Source organism: Caulobacter segnis, assembly GCF_031454995.1.
Taxonomy (GTDB): Bacteria; Pseudomonadota; Alphaproteobacteria; order Caulobacterales; family Caulobacteraceae; genus Caulobacter; species Caulobacter segnis_E.
In genome coordinates this window covers 1-16,506 of the sequence record NZ_JAVDRV010000010.1, presented here as the reverse complement: position 1 = coordinate 16,506, position 16,506 = coordinate 1, and the positions used below count along the sequence as shown (strand labels likewise).

The 16,506-nt window shown below is 64.5% G+C and carries 16 protein-coding genes; 11 read left to right on the top strand and 5 right to left on the bottom strand.

All coding sequences use genetic code 11. From position 1 onward, the window contains the following. Window positions 1-3 precede the first annotated feature (3 nt). From J2728_RS22060 to J2728_RS22050, 3 genes are all read left to right on the top strand, one after another. Window positions 4-804 carry a sulfotransferase family protein gene (locus J2728_RS22060; RefSeq protein ID WP_310002351.1) on the top strand — a complete coding sequence of 267 codons (801 nt, stop codon included), beginning with the start codon at window positions 4-6 and terminating at the stop codon, window positions 802-804. Window positions 805-1,100: 296 nt separating this feature from the next. Beyond that, window positions 1,101-3,386 (top strand): calcium-binding protein, encoded by a 2,286-nt coding sequence (locus tag J2728_RS22055; RefSeq protein ID WP_310002350.1) that lies wholly within the window; start codon window positions 1,101-1,103, stop codon window positions 3,384-3,386. Between the two features lie 182 nt (window positions 3,387-3,568). Beyond that, on the top strand, window positions 3,569-5,263 hold the full coding sequence (locus tag J2728_RS22050; protein ID WP_310002349.1) for a glycosyltransferase family 4 protein: 1,695 nt from the start codon (window positions 3,569-3,571) through the stop codon (window positions 5,261-5,263). Between the two features lie 239 nt (window positions 5,264-5,502). Here the strand turns inward: J2728_RS22050 and J2728_RS22045 are convergent, their stop codons facing one another. Beyond that, the gene (locus J2728_RS22045; RefSeq protein ID WP_310002348.1) at window positions 5,503-6,501 is read right to left on the bottom strand and encodes a M23 family metallopeptidase; all 999 of its coding nucleotides are present in this window, start codon (window positions 6,499-6,501) and stop codon (window positions 5,503-5,505) included. 54 nt (window positions 6,502-6,555) lie between these two features. Beyond that, window positions 6,556-7,788: a glycosyltransferase gene (locus tag J2728_RS22040; RefSeq protein ID WP_310002347.1), complete on the bottom strand. Its 1,233-nt coding sequence runs from the start codon at window positions 7,786-7,788 to the stop codon at window positions 6,556-6,558. Between the two features lie 146 nt (window positions 7,789-7,934). On the opposite strand from J2728_RS22040, the gene J2728_RS22035 reads away from it, so the two are divergent. The 4 genes from J2728_RS22035 (at window position 7,935) to J2728_RS22020 (ending at window position 12,014) form a co-directional block, all read left to right on the top strand. Beyond that, window positions 7,935-8,765, top strand: a complete 831-nt coding sequence (locus J2728_RS22035; protein ID WP_310002346.1) for an acyltransferase — start codon at window positions 7,935-7,937, stop codon at window positions 8,763-8,765. Further along, entirely contained in the window at window positions 8,762-9,520 is a 759-nt protein-coding gene (locus tag J2728_RS22030) for a CatB-related O-acetyltransferase (RefSeq protein ID WP_310002345.1), read from the top strand. The genes J2728_RS22035 and J2728_RS22030 overlap by 4 nt, the downstream gene beginning before the upstream one ends. Before the next feature lie 151 nt (window positions 9,521-9,671). Next, window positions 9,672-10,259, top strand: a complete 588-nt coding sequence (locus J2728_RS22025) for a recombinase family protein (protein ID WP_310002343.1) — start codon at window positions 9,672-9,674, stop codon at window positions 10,257-10,259. A gap of 96 nt (window positions 10,260-10,355) precedes the next feature. After that, window positions 10,356-12,014: a glycosyltransferase family 4 protein gene (locus tag J2728_RS22020; protein ID WP_310002342.1), complete on the top strand. Its 1,659-nt coding sequence runs from the start codon at window positions 10,356-10,358 to the stop codon at window positions 12,012-12,014. Between the two features lie 21 nt (window positions 12,015-12,035). Here J2728_RS22020 and J2728_RS22015 read toward each other — a convergent pair whose 3' ends face one another. Together J2728_RS22015 and J2728_RS22010 are read right to left on the bottom strand one after the other, a co-directional pair. Continuing rightward, on the bottom strand, window positions 12,036-12,290 hold the full coding sequence (locus J2728_RS22015) for a Txe/YoeB family addiction module toxin (protein ID WP_310002341.1): 255 nt from the start codon (window positions 12,288-12,290) through the stop codon (window positions 12,036-12,038). Continuing rightward, complete coding sequence (locus J2728_RS22010; protein WP_310002340.1) at window positions 12,287-12,541, bottom strand: type II toxin-antitoxin system Phd/YefM family antitoxin; 255 nt, start codon at window positions 12,539-12,541, stop codon at window positions 12,287-12,289. Before J2728_RS22010 ends, J2728_RS22015 begins: the two co-directional genes overlap by 4 nt. Window positions 12,542-12,763: 222 nt before the next feature. Here J2728_RS22010 and J2728_RS22005 point away from each other — a divergent pair, with 222 nt between their 5' ends. The 4 genes from J2728_RS22005 to J2728_RS21990 are packed head-to-tail and all read left to right on the top strand — an operon-like array spanning window position 12,764 to window position 16,097. Continuing rightward, the gene (locus tag J2728_RS22005) at window positions 12,764-13,309 is read left to right on the top strand and encodes a hypothetical protein (RefSeq protein WP_310002339.1); all 546 of its coding nucleotides are present in this window, start codon (window positions 12,764-12,766) and stop codon (window positions 13,307-13,309) included. After that, complete coding sequence (locus J2728_RS22000) at window positions 13,310-14,728, top strand: hypothetical protein (protein WP_310002338.1); 1,419 nt, start codon at window positions 13,310-13,312, stop codon at window positions 14,726-14,728. Next, complete coding sequence (locus tag J2728_RS21995; protein ID WP_310002337.1) at window positions 14,721-15,710, top strand: glycosyltransferase family 2 protein; 990 nt, start codon at window positions 14,721-14,723, stop codon at window positions 15,708-15,710. The genes J2728_RS22000 and J2728_RS21995 overlap by 8 nt, the downstream gene beginning before the upstream one ends. 3 nt (window positions 15,711-15,713) lie before the next feature. Next, entirely contained in the window at window positions 15,714-16,097 is a 384-nt protein-coding gene (locus J2728_RS21990) for a GtrA family protein (protein ID WP_310002336.1), read from the top strand. Between the two features lie 17 nt (window positions 16,098-16,114). Here the strand turns inward: J2728_RS21990 and J2728_RS21985 are convergent. Further along, window positions 16,115-16,506 (bottom strand): hypothetical protein (locus J2728_RS21985; RefSeq protein WP_310002335.1); only part of this gene is annotated, 392 nt, incomplete at its 5' end.

Sequence of the window (16,506 nt, the reverse complement as noted above, 5' to 3'; positions counted from 1 at the left end):
GTCATGAGCACCCTTCAGTCCCGGTTTCCGACGTGGGAGCACCCCGGCCAAGGCCGGATCGGGTTCCTGGTGGCCGGTGTCCAGAAGGGCGGCACCACGGCGCTGTTCGACTATCTGGTCGAGCACCCCGCCCTGAGTCTGCCGGCGATCAAGGAAGCGCACTTCTTCGATGACGAAACCCGCGTGGACTGGTCCCGGCCAGACTACGGGCCATACGAAGCCATGTTCAGCGACGCCCCCGGCGCTGGCCGGCTGCGGGGGGAGGCGACGCCGATCTATCTCTACTGGCCCAACAGCCTAGAGCGGATCGCGGCCTATAATCCCGAAATGCGGTTGATCCTGATCTTCCGCGACCCGATCGAGCGGGCCGTTTCGCACTGGAAGATGGAGTATGCGCGAGGCGCCGAGACCCAACCTTTCGCCTGGTGTATTCGGGAGGGACGGGCCCGCGTCGCGACGGATCCCAGCGCGCCGGGCTATCACCGCGTGCATAGCTATGTGGAGCGCGGCCTCTACGGCGCCCAGCTGAGACGCTTACTGAGTATTTTTCCGCGCGAGCAGCTGCTTTTCCTGCGTTCGGATGATCTCAAGGCCGAGCCAGAGCGGATTTTACGCACAGTGTGTGATTTTTTGAACGCACCGCCTTTCGGGCGTGTCGAAGCGAAAGAAAGTCATGTCGCCAAGAATATAGATTACGGCCCCGGGATTTCTAAAGACGATCGCGCCTACCTAAAATCAATCTTCTCGGAAGATCAGATTATATTCAACCAATTGAGCGAGCTAAGCTTTCCTTGTTTTGAGTGAAAGCGAGTGCTTGGCTAAAATTTTGAATCTAGAAGATAGATAGATTTATAAAACAGGGCTGGCCCGGAGTCCGGCCGACTCCTCGAAGCCTCCCAATATTCTTGAGGTCTCTGTCGGGGGCTAAGAGGGCTAACACGGTTGCGCTCAGGCCCGGATTAGGCAACGATCCGGCCGGGTTGTAATAATCTCAGCCTCCGCCTAAAAGCGGCGTGAGGCTGGGTTTACGCTGGGACGTTTCCATCTTGGGGGTGGGGCGACGGCGGAACATAGCCTGTGACACAAGATGGAGACCTTGGATGGCTACCTATAATTTCGACACCATGACGGCGTCGGACGTTGCCGCCTACACGGCTGGCGACATTCTGTTCTTCCCGACGGGCACGGCCCAGTCGGTCGTCCTGACCTACACCGCCGCTCTGGGCGCCTCTCCGGCGACCCTGAAGGTCGCGCTGGGTGGTAAGGAGATCACCCTGTCGGGCGCCCAGATCGACGCGTTCGACGGCGTGGACACCACCCTGTTCGCCGACAACAGCACCTTCGTGTACGGTGCGGTCGGCGCCGACACCAAGACCGGTGGCGCTGGTAACGACTGGATGACCGGCAACGCCGGCGCCGACGTCCTGTCGGGTGGCGCTGGCAACGACTGGATCCACGGCAACGTGGGCGCCGACACCCTTTCGGGCGGTGCGGGCAACGACACCATCTATGGCGGCCAGGACGCTGACTCGTTGAGCGGCGGCGACGGCGACGACAGCATCTACGCCAACGTTGGCGCCGACTCGGTCGACGCCGGCAACGGCAACGACACCGTGCTGGGCGGCCAGGACGACGACACCGTCAACGGCGGCAACGGCAACGACCTGGTGTTCGGCGACCTCGGCAACGACACCCTGAATGGCGACAACGGCAACGACAGCCTGGTCGGCGGCAACGGCACCGACAGCCTGGTCGGCGGCGAAGGCAACGACACGCTGGATGGCGGCAACGACAACGACACGCTGAATGGCGGTGCCGGTGTTGACTCGATCACCGGTGGCGCTGGCAACGATTCGATCCTCGGCGGCGCTGGTAACGACACCATCTTCGGCGATGACGGCAACGACACGATCGACGCCGGCGACGACGTCGACTTCGTTCAAGGCGGTCAAGGTAACGACAGCATCAGCGGCGGCCTTGGCGCTGACTCGCTGCTCGGCGGTCAAGGCGACGACACCGTCAACGGCGGCGATGACGCCGACTACATCCAAGGCAACCTCGGCAACGACAGCCTGGTTGGCGGCGATGGCGCCGACACCCTCGTCGGCGGTCAAGGCAACGACACCATCGCCGGCGACGCTGGCAATGACCTGGTGTTCGGCGACCTCGGCAACGACACCATCACCGACACGGCCGGTAACAACACCCTGAACGGTGGCGCCGGCGACGACACCGTCACCGGCGGTACGGGCAACGACGTCATCAGCGGTGGCGACGGCGCCGACTCGCTGGTCGGCGGCGACGGCAACGACACCATCACCGGCGAAGCGGGCAACGACACCATCAGCGGTGGCATTGGCCTCGACGTCCTCTCGGGTGGCGAAGGCGCTGACTCGCTGAGCGGTGGCGACGGCAACGACACCCTGAACGGCGAAAACGGCAACGACACCCTGCTGGGTGGCCTTGGCCTCGACTTCCTCACGGGTGGCGAAGGCGACGACTCGCTGGATGGCGGCGACAACAACGACACGCTGAACGGCAACAACGGCAACGACACCATCGATGGCGGCCTCGGCAACGACGCGGTCAGCGGCGGTGAAGGCGACGACACCATCACGGACGCGGGTGGTTCCGACCTCATCGACGGCGGTAATGGCAACGACACCATCACCAACACCGATGGCGTTGACACCATCACCGGCGGCGCTGGCAACGACACCATCTCGGCCGGTTCGGGCGGTGACAGCATCAGCGGCGGTGACGGCGTTGACTCCATCATCGGCGGCGCTGGCGCTGACTCGATCAGCGGCGATGCTGGCAACGACACCATCACGGGCGCCGCTGGCAACGACACCATCAGCGGTGGCGACGGCAACGACACCATCGACGGCGGCGCGGATGCCGACAACATCAGCGGCGGCGCTGGCGCCGACTCGCTGCTGGGCGGCGCTGCTGCCGACACCATCAGCGGTGGTGACGGCAACGACACCATCGACGGCGGCGCGGGCGCTGACGTGCTGACCGGCGGCGCTGGTGTTGACACCTTCGTGTTCGGCGCTGGCACCGTCTCGCTGTCGGGTGCGTTCGCTGGTGACACCGTGTCGGACTACGCCAGCACCGATAAGCTGGATATCGCTCCGCTGACCGGCGGCACGATCGCCGCGGTCAACTATGCTGAAACGACCGCCGCGACCTACGCCGCGGCTCTGACGGCGGCCAACACGTCTCTGGCTGACGCCAACGTCAGCATCGTGGCGGTCCAAGTCGGCGCCGACGTCTACGTGTTCGTCGATGACTTCGCCGGCACGACGTCTTCGGACGCCGATACGGCGATCCTGCTGTCGAACACGACGCTGGCGAATATCGACTACTCGAACTTCTCCTAAGCTTCGAAGTTCAAAAGATTGGGGGCCGTCCTTCGGGGCGGCCCCCTTTTTTTTGCCTTTCGCTCGCCAAGGCCGGGGGTGGTCGCCTACAGAGAGTCACGCCTCTGACTTAAGGCCCATCGCTGTCGATCCGCGGCCGGATCTTCTTCTTGAAGGGAAGGGTCCCGCTGGACCCGTGATGAATGTCGAACGTCGCGCTCTACCTGAACCCCGAGGCCTTCGACACGACACAGCCCGCCCTGATGGGCCGCCAATCGGCGGGGGAGGGGTTTCTCCGGGGCTATATCAAGTACGCCAAGGCCCCGGATTTCGCCTTCTGGAACGTGGCCAATCAGGCCGAGACGGCGCTGAACGCCTTCGTTTCCAGGATCGTGGAAACCCCCAAACCCGTGCGTTGGGTCGGCCGCAATGACCGGATGGGTCTGGCGCGATCAGGCATGGCGCACCTGCCATCGCCCAGCCTGGCCCGCGAGGCCTGGCTGCGCCGCGCGGCCAGGCTCGAGCATGCCTACGGCGTCACGGCCATCACCCATACGACCGCCTCGGCCAATATCATGGACATGCTGGCCGACCTAGTCACCGCGCCCATCCATCCATGGGATACGCTGATCTGCACCTCGACCGCCGTGCGGGCCAGCGTACAGCTGCAGCTGGAGGCCGTCCGCGCCGACCTCGAAGAGCGCCTCGGGGCCACCCGAGCCCCAAGCCCCAACTTGGTCACGATCCCTCTGGGCGTGAACGTCGATGACTTCGCGACCTCGGCCGAGAACCGCGAGCGCTGGCGGCGCGAGCTGGAGCTGCCGGACGACGCCGTGGTTGTTCTGTACGTCGGCCGCTTCAATCCCCACGCCAAGATGAACCCGGTTCCGATGGCCATGGCCTTGGAGCGCGCGGCGCGAAAGACGGGCAAGACGATCGCCTGGGTCCAGGCCGGGTGGTCGGGCAGCGAGGCTCACGACAAGGTCTATCACGACGAAGCGCGCCGCTACTGCCCCAGCGTGCTCTACAAGGTGGTGGATGGGCGCAAGCCCGAGACCCGCTTTTCAATATGGTCCGTGGGCGACATCTTCCTTTCGCTGTCGGACAACATCCAGGAGACCTTTGGCCTGACCCCGGTCGAGGCGATGGCGGCGGGGATCCCCGCCGTGGTTTCGGACTGGGACGGCTACAAGGATACGGTCCGCCACGGCGTGGATGGTTTCAGAATCGCCACCTATGCGCCCCGAGCCGGCGCCGGCGGCGACCTCGCCTATCGCCATGCCAATGGCTGGATCACCTATGACAACTATGTCGGCACGGCCGCCCAGCTGACAGCGGTCGATGTCGGCGACGCCGGGCGGGCTCTTGCCGAGCTGGTGGAGAATCCCGATCTGCGCCGGCGCATGGGCCAGGCCGCTCAGGCTCGAGCCCGGGAAGTTTTCGACTGGCGGGTGGTGATCGGCCAGTACGAATCCCTTTGGGGCGAGCTGAACAACCGCCGCTTGACGGCGGCGCGTCCGATCGCGCCGCGTCGGGATATCGTTCTCAATCCTCGTCGTCCCGACCCATTCTTGCTCTTCGGGGGGTACCCCACCGAGTGGCTGACAGGGTCGACCATGGTCACCCTGGCGCCTGATCAGTCCTGGGCGTCCGTGGAGGCGCTGCTGAGGTCGAAACTGGCGGCCTACGGCCTGTCGTCACTACCGACTCGCGAAGAGCTCAAAAGTGTCGTCGACCGGCTCTCGGAAGCCCGTCAGATCGCCGCGGAGGACCTCGTGGCGGCGATTCCGGCGGCCCGCAGGCCGTTCGTCGAGCGCGGGCTGCTGTGGCTGGCCAAATATGACGTCATCACCATCTTGCCGCGCTCGACCCATATTCCCGTTTCACCGACGGGATGAGACAGGCACGCGAAACGACGCTCTTCGCGACTCGCGGGCAAAATATTCGAGGTTGCCTAGGCTCCAGACTTTCCGCTCTAGGGCGAGCGGCCGGACTGTGAAAAATATATGCGCGCTTCACAGCCCGGCCGGAGTGACACAGCCCGCTGGAGAACAAGGCTGACGCCAGATAATGGCATAACCACAAGCAAGACAAAAGGCCTATCGGCCGAGTTCCGAAGCTTTGAGCCGATTACCGCTCATAGGGCGATATCGAATGATCGCTCCAGAACGACGCGGCCTTCCCGTTGGACCACGTAACGAGCCAGGTAGCGTCCCTTCGGCCACCCCGCCGCTGGACGCGGCTTGCCCACATAGATCAGCCTTTGCGCCTGGTCGCGGGGAAGGGGATCCGCCGTGGTGGCGACGAGAACCTGACCGGCGGGGTCAACGATTTTCAGCGTTTGAACGTCCCGAGCCCTCAAGCCTATCGCCCGGACATAGGCCACCATGGGGCCCTCTAGAGGCGAGGGGGGCGCCATGCCGCCCGCCTCAAGCCGGGCCATGGTCACCGCGCCCGTCGTGAAGCCCGCGTTCAGCACGACCCGCTCCTTGTAGGCGAGAGCCGCCGCGGTTTCCGGACGCCATAGACCCGCGCCCGCGCCGCATTGTCCGGCCTGACCGGAGGCGGGCGCGAAGGGGTCGACCACGACGCCGTTTTTCCGGACGGTCAGGTGCAGGTGCGGAAATTCGGTGTTCCCTGAAAGGCCAACGCGGCCCAGCGGCGCGCCCGCCTTGACCGCGTCTCCGGGCTTTACCCGCAGGCTTCCTAGCGCCATGTGGCAGTACTGCGTGCTCAAGCCTCCGGCATGCTCGATCACCAAGCCGTTGCCGCACTCCTGGTTCGGAACCTTGGGCGCGGCGGGATCCTTGATCGAGATATCCGCCACGCCGTCGCGAACCCTCAGGACCTTGCCATCGGCGGCGGCGAGCACGGAGACGCCGGCCCGCTGCGCGGCCATGTCCAGCAGACGAAAATCGACGCCCTGATGGCCATCATAGGTGCGCGGACCGCAGCGATAGTCCTGGGCTCCGGGACCAGGGTCACGATCCACGTAGCTCTGAATCTCGCAGGTCTTGCCTGGAACGCAGGCGATCGGCAGCGCTAGGCGCGGCGCCGATGGCGGAGCCTGGGCGGAAGAGGGCGCGGCGAAAGTCAGAGCCGTCGTTAGCGCCGCGCTGGAAACCTTGAACATCATCTGGCTCCAGCATGACGCAAAAAGCGGCATGGCCAAGGCGCGAGGCGAGGCCGTTTACCGGGTGGCCAGAACCTCGTCGATTAGGTCCATCCACGCCGGAACGCCAACGGCCTTGTGGTCGAACATCTTCAGGGCGGTCTCTCGAGCCTTCGGGCGCAGCGCCGCGAAAGCCTCGGGCTCACGACAGGCCCGGACCATGGCGTCGCTCAGGGCGTCTACGTCAAAGAAGTCGTTGAGGACGCCGTTCTCGCCGGGGGTGATCGCATCTCGCACCGGCGCGGTGTCGCTGCCCAGGATCAAGCACTCGCAGGCCATGGCCTCGACCAACGACCAAGATAGAACGAAGGGATAGGTGTAGTAGACATGCGCCCACGAGATGGACATCGCCGCGATCATGTCGCTGTGCGTGACGGGGCCCGTGAAATGGACACGCCCCATGTCCAGACGATCGCCCACCTCGTCCAGCATGACCCCTTTCCAAGTCTTTCCGCCAGGAAGCGCCGCGCCATAGCCCTTGCCGCCGTCACGTCCGATCAGCAAGACCTCCGCCTCTGGGCAAGCCTCCAGGAAAGCGGGCAGGGCGCGCATGAAGATGTGGAAGCCGCGCAAGCGCTCGAAATTCCGGTTGATGAAAGTGATCACCGGCTTGGATCTGTCCAGGACACGACCGTCCGGCAACTTGAAGGTCGCGTCGGGCTTGCGCGAGGCGTTTGAGATATCAACGCCCTCATGGAAGACGCGAATGCGATGTTGCAGGCCCTTGGGCAGGGTGCTGGCCTGGAAAGCCGTCGGGCAGACAATCACGTCGGCCTCGCTATAGGCCAGGGCCATGCCCAGATTCTTGGCGTGAACACGCATGTCCGACACGGGTTCGTTCTTTTCGAACTCCTTGTCGAAGCCGACATCCCCGCCACTGGACTTGTAGAAGAACTCGCCGAAGGCGATCTGCGGCACCCCGGGAAACACCTCGCTGAGGTGAATCGTCTCGCCCCAGCCGGGGTGGCCGATGATCAGGTCGGGGACAAAACCCTTGGCCTTCAACTCCCAGGCCTTTCGCGCGGCGGCGTCCGCGCGCAGCAGGTCGGCTTCGGCGCGGGTGGCGGGATCGAAGATGCCCGTCGTCGTGCCGCGCGGCAGCCGCCACTGGACCAAGGTCACGCCCGGCCGGGGTTTCGCCGATGCGCTCCCGATCGCCACCACCTTATCTCCCCGCGCGACCAAGGCGTCCGCGATATGGGGGAACTGCCCCGGGAAGTTCTGGTGGATAAAGAGAATTTTCTTGGACACAGGAGCCCGCCTTGAAGCCGCCGGGCCGAGCAGCCCGCCCACCCCTTTCTCTTTCCGCCCCTGGTGCGTCAACCTCGAGGTTTATAATCGACGCTGGCGCCGGGTCGGGTCGACGCTAGGATCGCGACTCCAAACTGGAGCGCGACTTGAAGGCCCTTTCCTCCGACCCCATGCCCACCACCCTGGAAAGGGAGGGTGAGGAGCACGTGATCACCATAGGGACTGACGCAAAGGTCATGGCTCGGGTGATCATGCGCGGGCGCGGCAATCGACTGGGAATTGGAGCCGGCGCGGTCATCGCGCCTTTCGCGCCGGCGGGGTTCGCCGCCACCGTGCCCGACCTCACGCCGCCCGTGGTCCATACGGTGATCATCGACGGCGAGGACAATACCGTCGTTATAGGCGCGGGAACGCGCTTGGGCGTCAATATGACCGTGCGAGGGAAGGGCAATCGGGTCGAGGTCGGCGAAGCCTGTCACCTGCACGGCTTTATCAACGTGCTGTGCTCGGGAGGCCGCCTAGCGATCGGAGACGGCACAACCATGGTTCAGGGCTCGATCCAGCTGCACGAGCCCGGGGAGATCGTCATCGGTCGTGACTGCATGATCTCTTCCCAGGTCTATGTGTCGCTCAGCGATATTCATCCGATCTTCGACCTGGCCACGGGCCAGCGGATCAACCCCGCGGCTTCCGTCTATCTGGGAGACCACGTGTGGGCCGGCCTTCGGTGCATGATCATGAAAGGCGCCAAGGTTGGAAGCGGTGGCATAATCGCCGCGGGCGCCATCGTTTCCGGGGACACGCCAGCCAATGCGGTCGTCGCCGGCGCGCCGGCCCGGGTCTTGCGCGAGGGTGTCGCCTGGCGTCGAGACTTCCGCGAAGAGATAGAACCCACGGGAACCACGGCTTCGGCCCGGGGCTGGCGAGCTGGGATCGCTAGGTTGGGCAAACGATTTAGACTTGGAACGCTTAAGTGAAACTGGTGATCAACGAAGCCGCGCGAGAGCTGCTTCAGCAAAATCGTATCATGGGCGCTGGAGCCAATCCTTGGGCGTTGGGCTCGGAATACATCTTGCGAGAAGACGCGCTTCTGGAACCCTACAGCCACATCCTGTCGGGAAACATCTTCCCCCGCGAGATTGGGGCGTTCTCTTACAGCTTCTCACGCACCGATGTTTACCTCCGGATCGGGCGCTACTGCTCGATCGCTTTGAATGTCGTGCTGATGGGATCCAGCCACCCGGATAAGTGGATCAGTTCTCACCCTTTCTCGCACAACCCTGGTCCCCTCGCGGGGGTGAAGGCCTACCTGAAGGACGTGAAGGCCGAGCACTTCATCCTGGAGCCTTACGAGCAGCCCGCCCTTTTCGCCTATATCGGTCACGATGTCTGGATTGGCGACCAGGCGATGATCAAGCGCGGGGTCCGGGTCGGTCACGGCGCGATCATTGGAGCCCGGTCCGTGGTGACGAAGGACGTGCCGCCCTACGCCATCGTTGGGGGCGTTCCCGCCAAGGTCATACGCTATCGCTTCACCGAGGACGTGATCCAGCGGCTGCTGGCCAGTCAATGGTGGCGCTATGGTCCAGATGTCCTGCAGGCGAGGGACATTCGCGATCCGGAGCGCTTCCTTGATCGTCTCTTGAACCAAGAAGATCGCGGAGAGATCAAGCCCTTGGACCTGACTCCCCTCAAGGGTGAGGCCTTGCTCCGAGCCTCGGGAGCTCTCTGATCTATGCCGGCCCAAGGGCCATGGCGCATCTCATGAGTGGTGTATCGGATAGGACCGATTTCGCGCGGGCCCTTGGAGCCGTATCGGAATACCGCCTTCAGCATTTTCGATATGCTCGATTTATCGATACACCATTTCGGTAAGGCCTTCGATGTCGCGCACCTTCGCCTACTGCCGGGTCAGCACGCCGGATCAGACGTTCGAGAACCAGGTTCTTGAGATCGAGCGCGCGGGCTTCTTCGTTGAGCCCCGGCGGATCATCACGGAAACGATCTCCGGCGCCGTGGCCGCCGCCCAACGACCCGGCTTCGCCAAACTGCTTGATCGCCTGGAAGATCAGGACGTGCTGATCGTGACGAAGCTTGATCGCTTGGGACGCAACGCCATGGACGTCCGCGCCTCGGTCGAGGCCCTCGCGAAAATGGGGGTGCGCGTGCACTGCCTGGCGCTTGGAGGCGTGGATCTGACAAGTCCAGCGGGACGCATGACCATGGGGGTGATCGGCGCTGTCGCCGAATTCGAGCGCGACCTCTTGATCGAACGAACCCAAGCGGGGCTCTCTCGCGCCAGGGCTCAGGGCGTCCGCCTAGGACGCAAGCCAAGCCTTTCCGACAGGGAACAAGAGGCGGTCCTGGACAAGCGCGCGCGAGGCGCCTCGCTCGGCGCTCTCGCCAGGGAATATGGCGTCAGCCGCGCCGCTATCCAGAGGATCGAAAGAAAGGACAAGACTAGGGGCTAGTCGATCGGAGAGTCGGTTGTGCGACCCAGCCGATCAATGCGAACTGTTCGGCCTAGCATCGCCGCCCACACCGCTTTCGTTTCTCACAAAGGTTCCATGCGTCGTCTCGCCATCTATCACCCCGCTGGCCGCGTCGGTCTTGGCGAGAACGTTTTCGGCAAGGACATCGCCAACTTCCAGCTCTTCCAGGCCTTGGTGCGCCATGGAGGACTGGATCAGGCGGACTTCCTTACTCACGGCGCGGTTTCCCCAGATGATCTTCGACGGGGCCTGATCGGCGGCGCGCCGTGCTCCACCAAAATCTCGGCGTCCACCATACTCGCTCAACGGGTCGCCACCGACGCCGGCGCCCTGCTACGCGGGTCCGCGCGCCTGGAGGAGCTCGCCTGGCAGCGCCGTCGCGCGGTCGGTGATCGCGCCTACAGCCTGATGGGCCTGATACACACCATCGCCCCACCCTCCATCCGCCAAGAGATCGCCGCGGCCGGTGTCGCGCCCATCCACCCCTGGGACGCGCTGATCTGCACCTCGCCTTCGGTGCAAAGCGCCATGCGGACCATGTTCGACGAATGGTCGGATTACCTGGCCGATCGCTTCGGCGGCGCCAAACGCCCGCAACCCATGCTGCCGCTGATCCCGCTGGGGGTTAATGGCGAAGACCTGGCGGCCGCCGCGACGCGCGAGGGCCGCTCGGCCGTTCGCGAGGAAATGGGCGTGGGCGAGGACGACATCGTTCTGCTCTGGGTCGGCCGACTGTCCTTCTTCGAGAAGGCCTTCCCGCAGTCGATGATGCTCGCCGCCGAGGAGGCGGCCCAGACCACGGGCAAGCGGATGCACCTGGTGATGGTTGGCTGGTTCCCGGACGGCGCGGACGGCGAGCGTCGCTATCGACAGGCCGCCACCGCCCACGCGCCCTCGGTGACGTTTCACGTCGCCAACGGCAACGACCGCGCGCGTCTTGGCTCCCTCTGGGCGGCCGGCGACATCTTCCTGTCGCTGGTCGACAACATCCAGGAGACCTTCGGCATCACGCCGCTGGAGGCCATGGCCTGCGGCCTGCCGGTCGTTGTCAGCGACTGGGATGGCTACCGCTACACCGTCCGGGACGGCGAGGAAGGCTTCCTGATCCCGACCCTGGGCGGTCCAGAGGAGGGCTTGGTTCAGGACCTGGTGGGTCAGCACATGTTCGCGATTAAGTCCTACCAGCAGTATGTTGGTATCGTCGCCCAGCACACTGCGGTTCACGTCGGCCGCGCGGCCGAGGCGATCGCGCGCCTGGCCAAGGATCCCGAGCTTCGCCGGCGCATGGGCGAGGCCGGCCGCAGGAGGATCCGCGACACCTTCGACTGGCGCGTCGTCGCGCCTCGATACACCGCCCTGGCCGAGGAGCTGGCCGCCATCCGGCGGGCCGAAACGGGCGCCGCCCCTCCTCCCGGACGCCATCCCGTCAGGGGCGACCCGTTCCGGGACTTCGCGGTCTTCGCGAGCTCGACCCTGACGCTGGAAACGCGCTTGCGACTTCGTCCCGGCGCGGATCTCGAGGCGCTAGACGCCATGAGCTCGATCGAACTGGACATGTTCGCCGCCAACTGGCGCGGCTCGCTGGATGAAGCGCGCCAGATCATGCTCGGATTGCGGGAGGCCGGCGAACTTCCGACGCGCGACATCGTGATGATGTTCCCCGTCCAACGGCGCCGGCTCATCCAATCCCTGCTGGCCTGGATGGCCAAGCAGGGATTGGTCGACTGGCTCTGAGCCGCCAGCCATCCTTATCGATCAATAGTGATAGCGGCACTGCGCGATCAGGAGGCCGTCTTCGCTGGGGCGATAGACCAGGCGGTGCTCCTGGTTAAGGCGGCGCGACCACCATCCCGACAGCGCGCCCCGAAGGGGTTCGGGCTTGCCGGTTCCCTCGAACGGGTGACGGGCGCACTCCTTGATCAGGCCGTTCAGACGAGCCAACAGCTTCCGGTCGTGAGCTTGCCAGTGGAGATAGTCTTCCCAGGCCTGCTCGCTGAAGATCAGCTTCATTCGGAGAGGTCGCGCGCGGTCCCCTGCCCGCCCTCGAGCGCCTCGATCGCGTCCCGCAGTCGCGCGGCGTTGGCCGGGCTTCGCAGCAGGTAGCGGGTCTCCTCGTACGAGGCGAAGTCCTCCACCGACATCAGCACGGCCGCCGGCCGGCCCCGGTCACGGGTGATGACGATGGGCTCGTGATCCGCGGTGACCGCGTCGATCATGGCCGAGAGGTTCTTGCGAAGGTCGCTGTAGGATGTGGTCCGCATGCATTTATTGTACGCAAATAAGTACAATAAGCTAGAGCCCCTGCCCCGCGCTCCGCGATTTTCAGGAACCCGCCAGCATGACCGCGCGGACGCGCCGAAACCTGACCACGCGGGATCATTTAGAGGCAGGTCACCGAAATCCGCTCAACCTCCCCTGGAATCCAAATGGTCGTTGTCGGGACCGGACAAGGCGCCTAGAAGGCTTCCAGCGAGAGGAGTCTGATGAAAACGGCCCTGAAACTATCGGCTCTTCTCTGCGGCGCGTTGCTCGCGGCATGCCAGCAGCCGGAATGGAGAGATCCGGCCAAGTCCAAGCACCCGCAAGCTTCCGATCAGACTTCGATCGTCGAGGCGGTCTCTCCAACGGTTCAGGAAGCCAGCCCGGGCGTCGCTCAATGGGCTAAAGACCTCCTAGGCAAGTCGCCGCGGGACGTCTTCCCCAAGACCGGTCTTTGCACGGGAAACACGGACTTGGTCGAGCACAAGTATGCCGGTCCTCCAGCTGGATCCGCCGTGATTGGTTGGGGGTGGGATGTCGCGAACAAGACCCGTGTCCAGAAGGTTATTCTGGTCGACGCCTCCTACAAGATCGTCGGCGCGGGGCTCGGCGGCTTGCCAAGGCCGGATGTGCCTCGAGGATCACCGGAGGTCACCGACACACAAACCGGCTGGCGGGCGCATACTCCGTCCACGACCGGCCCGCTTGATGCGTACGGAATCCTCGCTGACGGCGTCTCGATCTGCCCGCTTGGCCATGTGGAGCTCTAAATGAAGACCGTCACCCCGAGCTGGGTCGCGGCGGCCTTCAGCGCCCTGGGGACGCCGCCTCGCCTGATCGCCCCGCCTTGGATGCTTTTGACGCTGTTCTCGGCGGCGGCCACGATCGCGATCTGTTACCCGGCGTGGCCTGGGTACATGTCCTATGACAGTCTGTTCGCCTACGAGCAGGGCTTGTTTGGCATTCAGACCAGCCTCTGGCCGCCAGTTCACGCCTACATGTTCCGCATCAGCCACGCCGTGGGAGCGGACACCTGGGGCGTGTTCCTTGTTCAGACCTTCATCCTGCTGTTCGGGTCGGGCCTCTTCCTGCACGTGATAGCGGCAAGTCGCAGGACGGCATGGATCCTGTGCGCCGGTTTCTTGGTGGCGCAGGCGTATTTTCCCACCCTATGGGGAACCCTGTTCGCGCACTGGCGAGACGTTCCGACGGTGAGCTTCGCCGCGCTTGGCCTTGGCCTCTGGGCCGCGGCCGCCCAGCGGCGCTCTGGCTGGCTGCTAGCGACGGCGGTCGTTTCCTTCTGCCTGTCACTCTCCTTGCGATACAATGGTTTCCCGCTGATCATCTTTGTCTTGGCGATGATGCTGTGGCGGCCCTTCCTGGGCGTACATCGCGACGCCGAAAGCGCCATCCGCCGCCGCTTGGCGGTGGGCATGGTCGTGGGCGTCTTGGTCGCTTGGGCGTCAACCCAGTGGCGACTTCCCGACCTCGCTAGACTGCCCAAGCCGCATTCCTGGGCTGGGACCCAGGTCTTCGACGTTGTCGGCATCTCCGCCTGCGCGGACCATAACTACCTGCCGCCTAAGTTGACCGCTGGGCGGGCGATCACGCCGGCGCAGATCCGCAAGGCCTATGATCCCCGTCACATGAACATCACTCTAGCCCCAAAGCCAGGCGTGCCTGAATTCGTCAGAGCCCCCGCCCGCGCCGCGGTGCGAGAAACCTGGCGTAGGCTCATGGTCGAGGAAACCGGCTGCTACCTGGCGCACAGGACCCTCGTCTTCCAGGAACAGATGGGCCTGATGCGCGAGGGGGTCTTCTATCCGATCCATAGCGGCATTGACGCCAATCCCTTCGGGCTGGAGCTGCGCCACCCGGCCCTCGCCCGGGCGGTCACGACGTACATAGCGCGCAATGCCGACGATCTCTGGCGCCGGCCGTTCCTGCTCTATGTGGCGGCCGCGATGCTCACTCTCGCGCTCCTGTGGGCCAGGCGTCCGGAGGCGCTTATAGCCGTGGCCATGCTCCTTGGGTCCGCGAGCTACCTCTTCGTGCTTTTCATCGCCGCTCCGGCCGCGGACGCTCGCTACATCTTTCCGCCCAACATATTCTGCCTGCTCATCAGCCTGATGGCCGTCGGCGCCTTGGTTGATCAGAGAGTCAAAGGGCTATCCCGCGACGATGGCTGAGATGCTTCCCTTGGAGAACAGACGTCATCGCGCGGGAAAAACGCTCTCGTTGATCATTCCCATGCACAACGAGACGCCGGTGCTCGACGCCCTGTTCTCACGGATCGACAACGCCGTGTCGCCGCTCGGCTTGGACCTCGAGATCATCTGCGTCGATGATGGAAGTCGTGACGACACGCTCGCCAATCTCGAGCGCCGCGCCTTGGCCGACCCGCGTGTTCGGATCCTTTCCCTGTCGCGCAATTTCGGCAAGGAGGCCGCGCTCACCGCGGGCCTGGACGCGGCGGCGGGCGACATGGTCGTGCCGCTCGACGCCGACCTTCAAGACCCTCCCGAACTGATCGGCGAGTTCCTGACCCTCTGGGAGCAGGGCTACGAGGTGGTCTATGGCGTGCGGGCGGACCGCAGCAGCGACACCACCGGAAAGCGCCTGTCGGCCAACGCCTTCTATACGGTCTTCAACTTTCTGTCGGATCGGCCGATCCCGGCCAGCACGGGCGATTTTCGCCTCATGGACCGCGTGGTGGTGGAGGCCCTGAAACAGCTTCCCGAACGCAACCGGTTCATGAAGGGGCTCTTCGCCTGGGTCGGCTTTCGCCAGGTCGGCGTGCCCTACGCGCGCCCGGAGCGCGCGGCGGGGGAAACCTCGTGGCGCTACCACAAGCTTTGGCGCTTCGCGCTCGATGGCGTGACCGCCTTCAGTACGATGCCCCTGCGGGTCTGGACGGGTATCGGGCTCTTCGCGGCCGGCCTGGCCCTGGTCTATGCGCTCTTCATCATCGCCAGGGTTCTCCTCATCGGACGCGATATCCCCGGCTATGCGTCACTGATGGTGGTTTTGTTGTTTGGAACAGCCGCGCAGCTGATCGCTCTGGGCGTCCTGGGCGAGTATGTCGGTCGCATGTACGAAGAGGTGAAGGCGCGGCCAATCTACATGATCCAGAAAAAGATCGGCTTCCCGCCGGCAACGGACGGTCGCTGAGCCTTGCTTTCGGATCCCCTGCATCGACAAGGCGTCCTCTTCGCCCTGTTTGGCGTCATCGCCACGGCGATCCATGCCGGAACCGCCCTGCTGCTTCACCAGAAGCTTGGCCTGAGCCCGCTCGCCTCCAATCTTTGCGGTTACCTGGCGGCGGTGTGTGTTTCCTATTTCGGGAACGCCAGGATCACCTTCAAAAAAGACGTCACGATCAGCAGCTTTGTTCGCTTCGCGGTCGTTTCGCTGGCCGGGCTCGCGATGAGCCAGTCAATCACCTGGGTCTTTACTCAGGCCCTGGGACAGCCGTTCTGGCTGGCTCTCGCCGTCGCCATCGGGGTGGTGCCCGTTTTCACCTTCATCATGTCCAGAGCCTGGACCTTCCGATCGTGATCGGAGGCCCGACCGTCTCAGCGCCTTAGCCTCGCGATGACGGCGCGAAGCGGACGCGTGATCTTCCAGCTGGTGCTCGCCCTCAGCGCTTGGGTCTCGGCGCGCGCCGCCGTGACCTGACTCGCGAGGATTCCCGCCTCGGTTTCCTTGTGGGCCAAGCGCTCCCTCAGGATCTCGACCTTCACCTGTTCGCCCTCGAGTTCACGCCTCCACTGCTCCGCGTACTCTCGGACAGCCTCGGCCTCGCGGCGCACGTCCCTGAGAAGGAAGTTCGCGCGGGCCTCGGCCTCGCGCGCTTGGGCGGCCTCCGCTTTCGCGGCGGGCAGCTGGTCGAGCTCGCGACGCATGTCGACCATGACGAAGCCGATCGTGCGCTCGAGCGCGACGAGCTCGGCCTCGATCTTGGCCA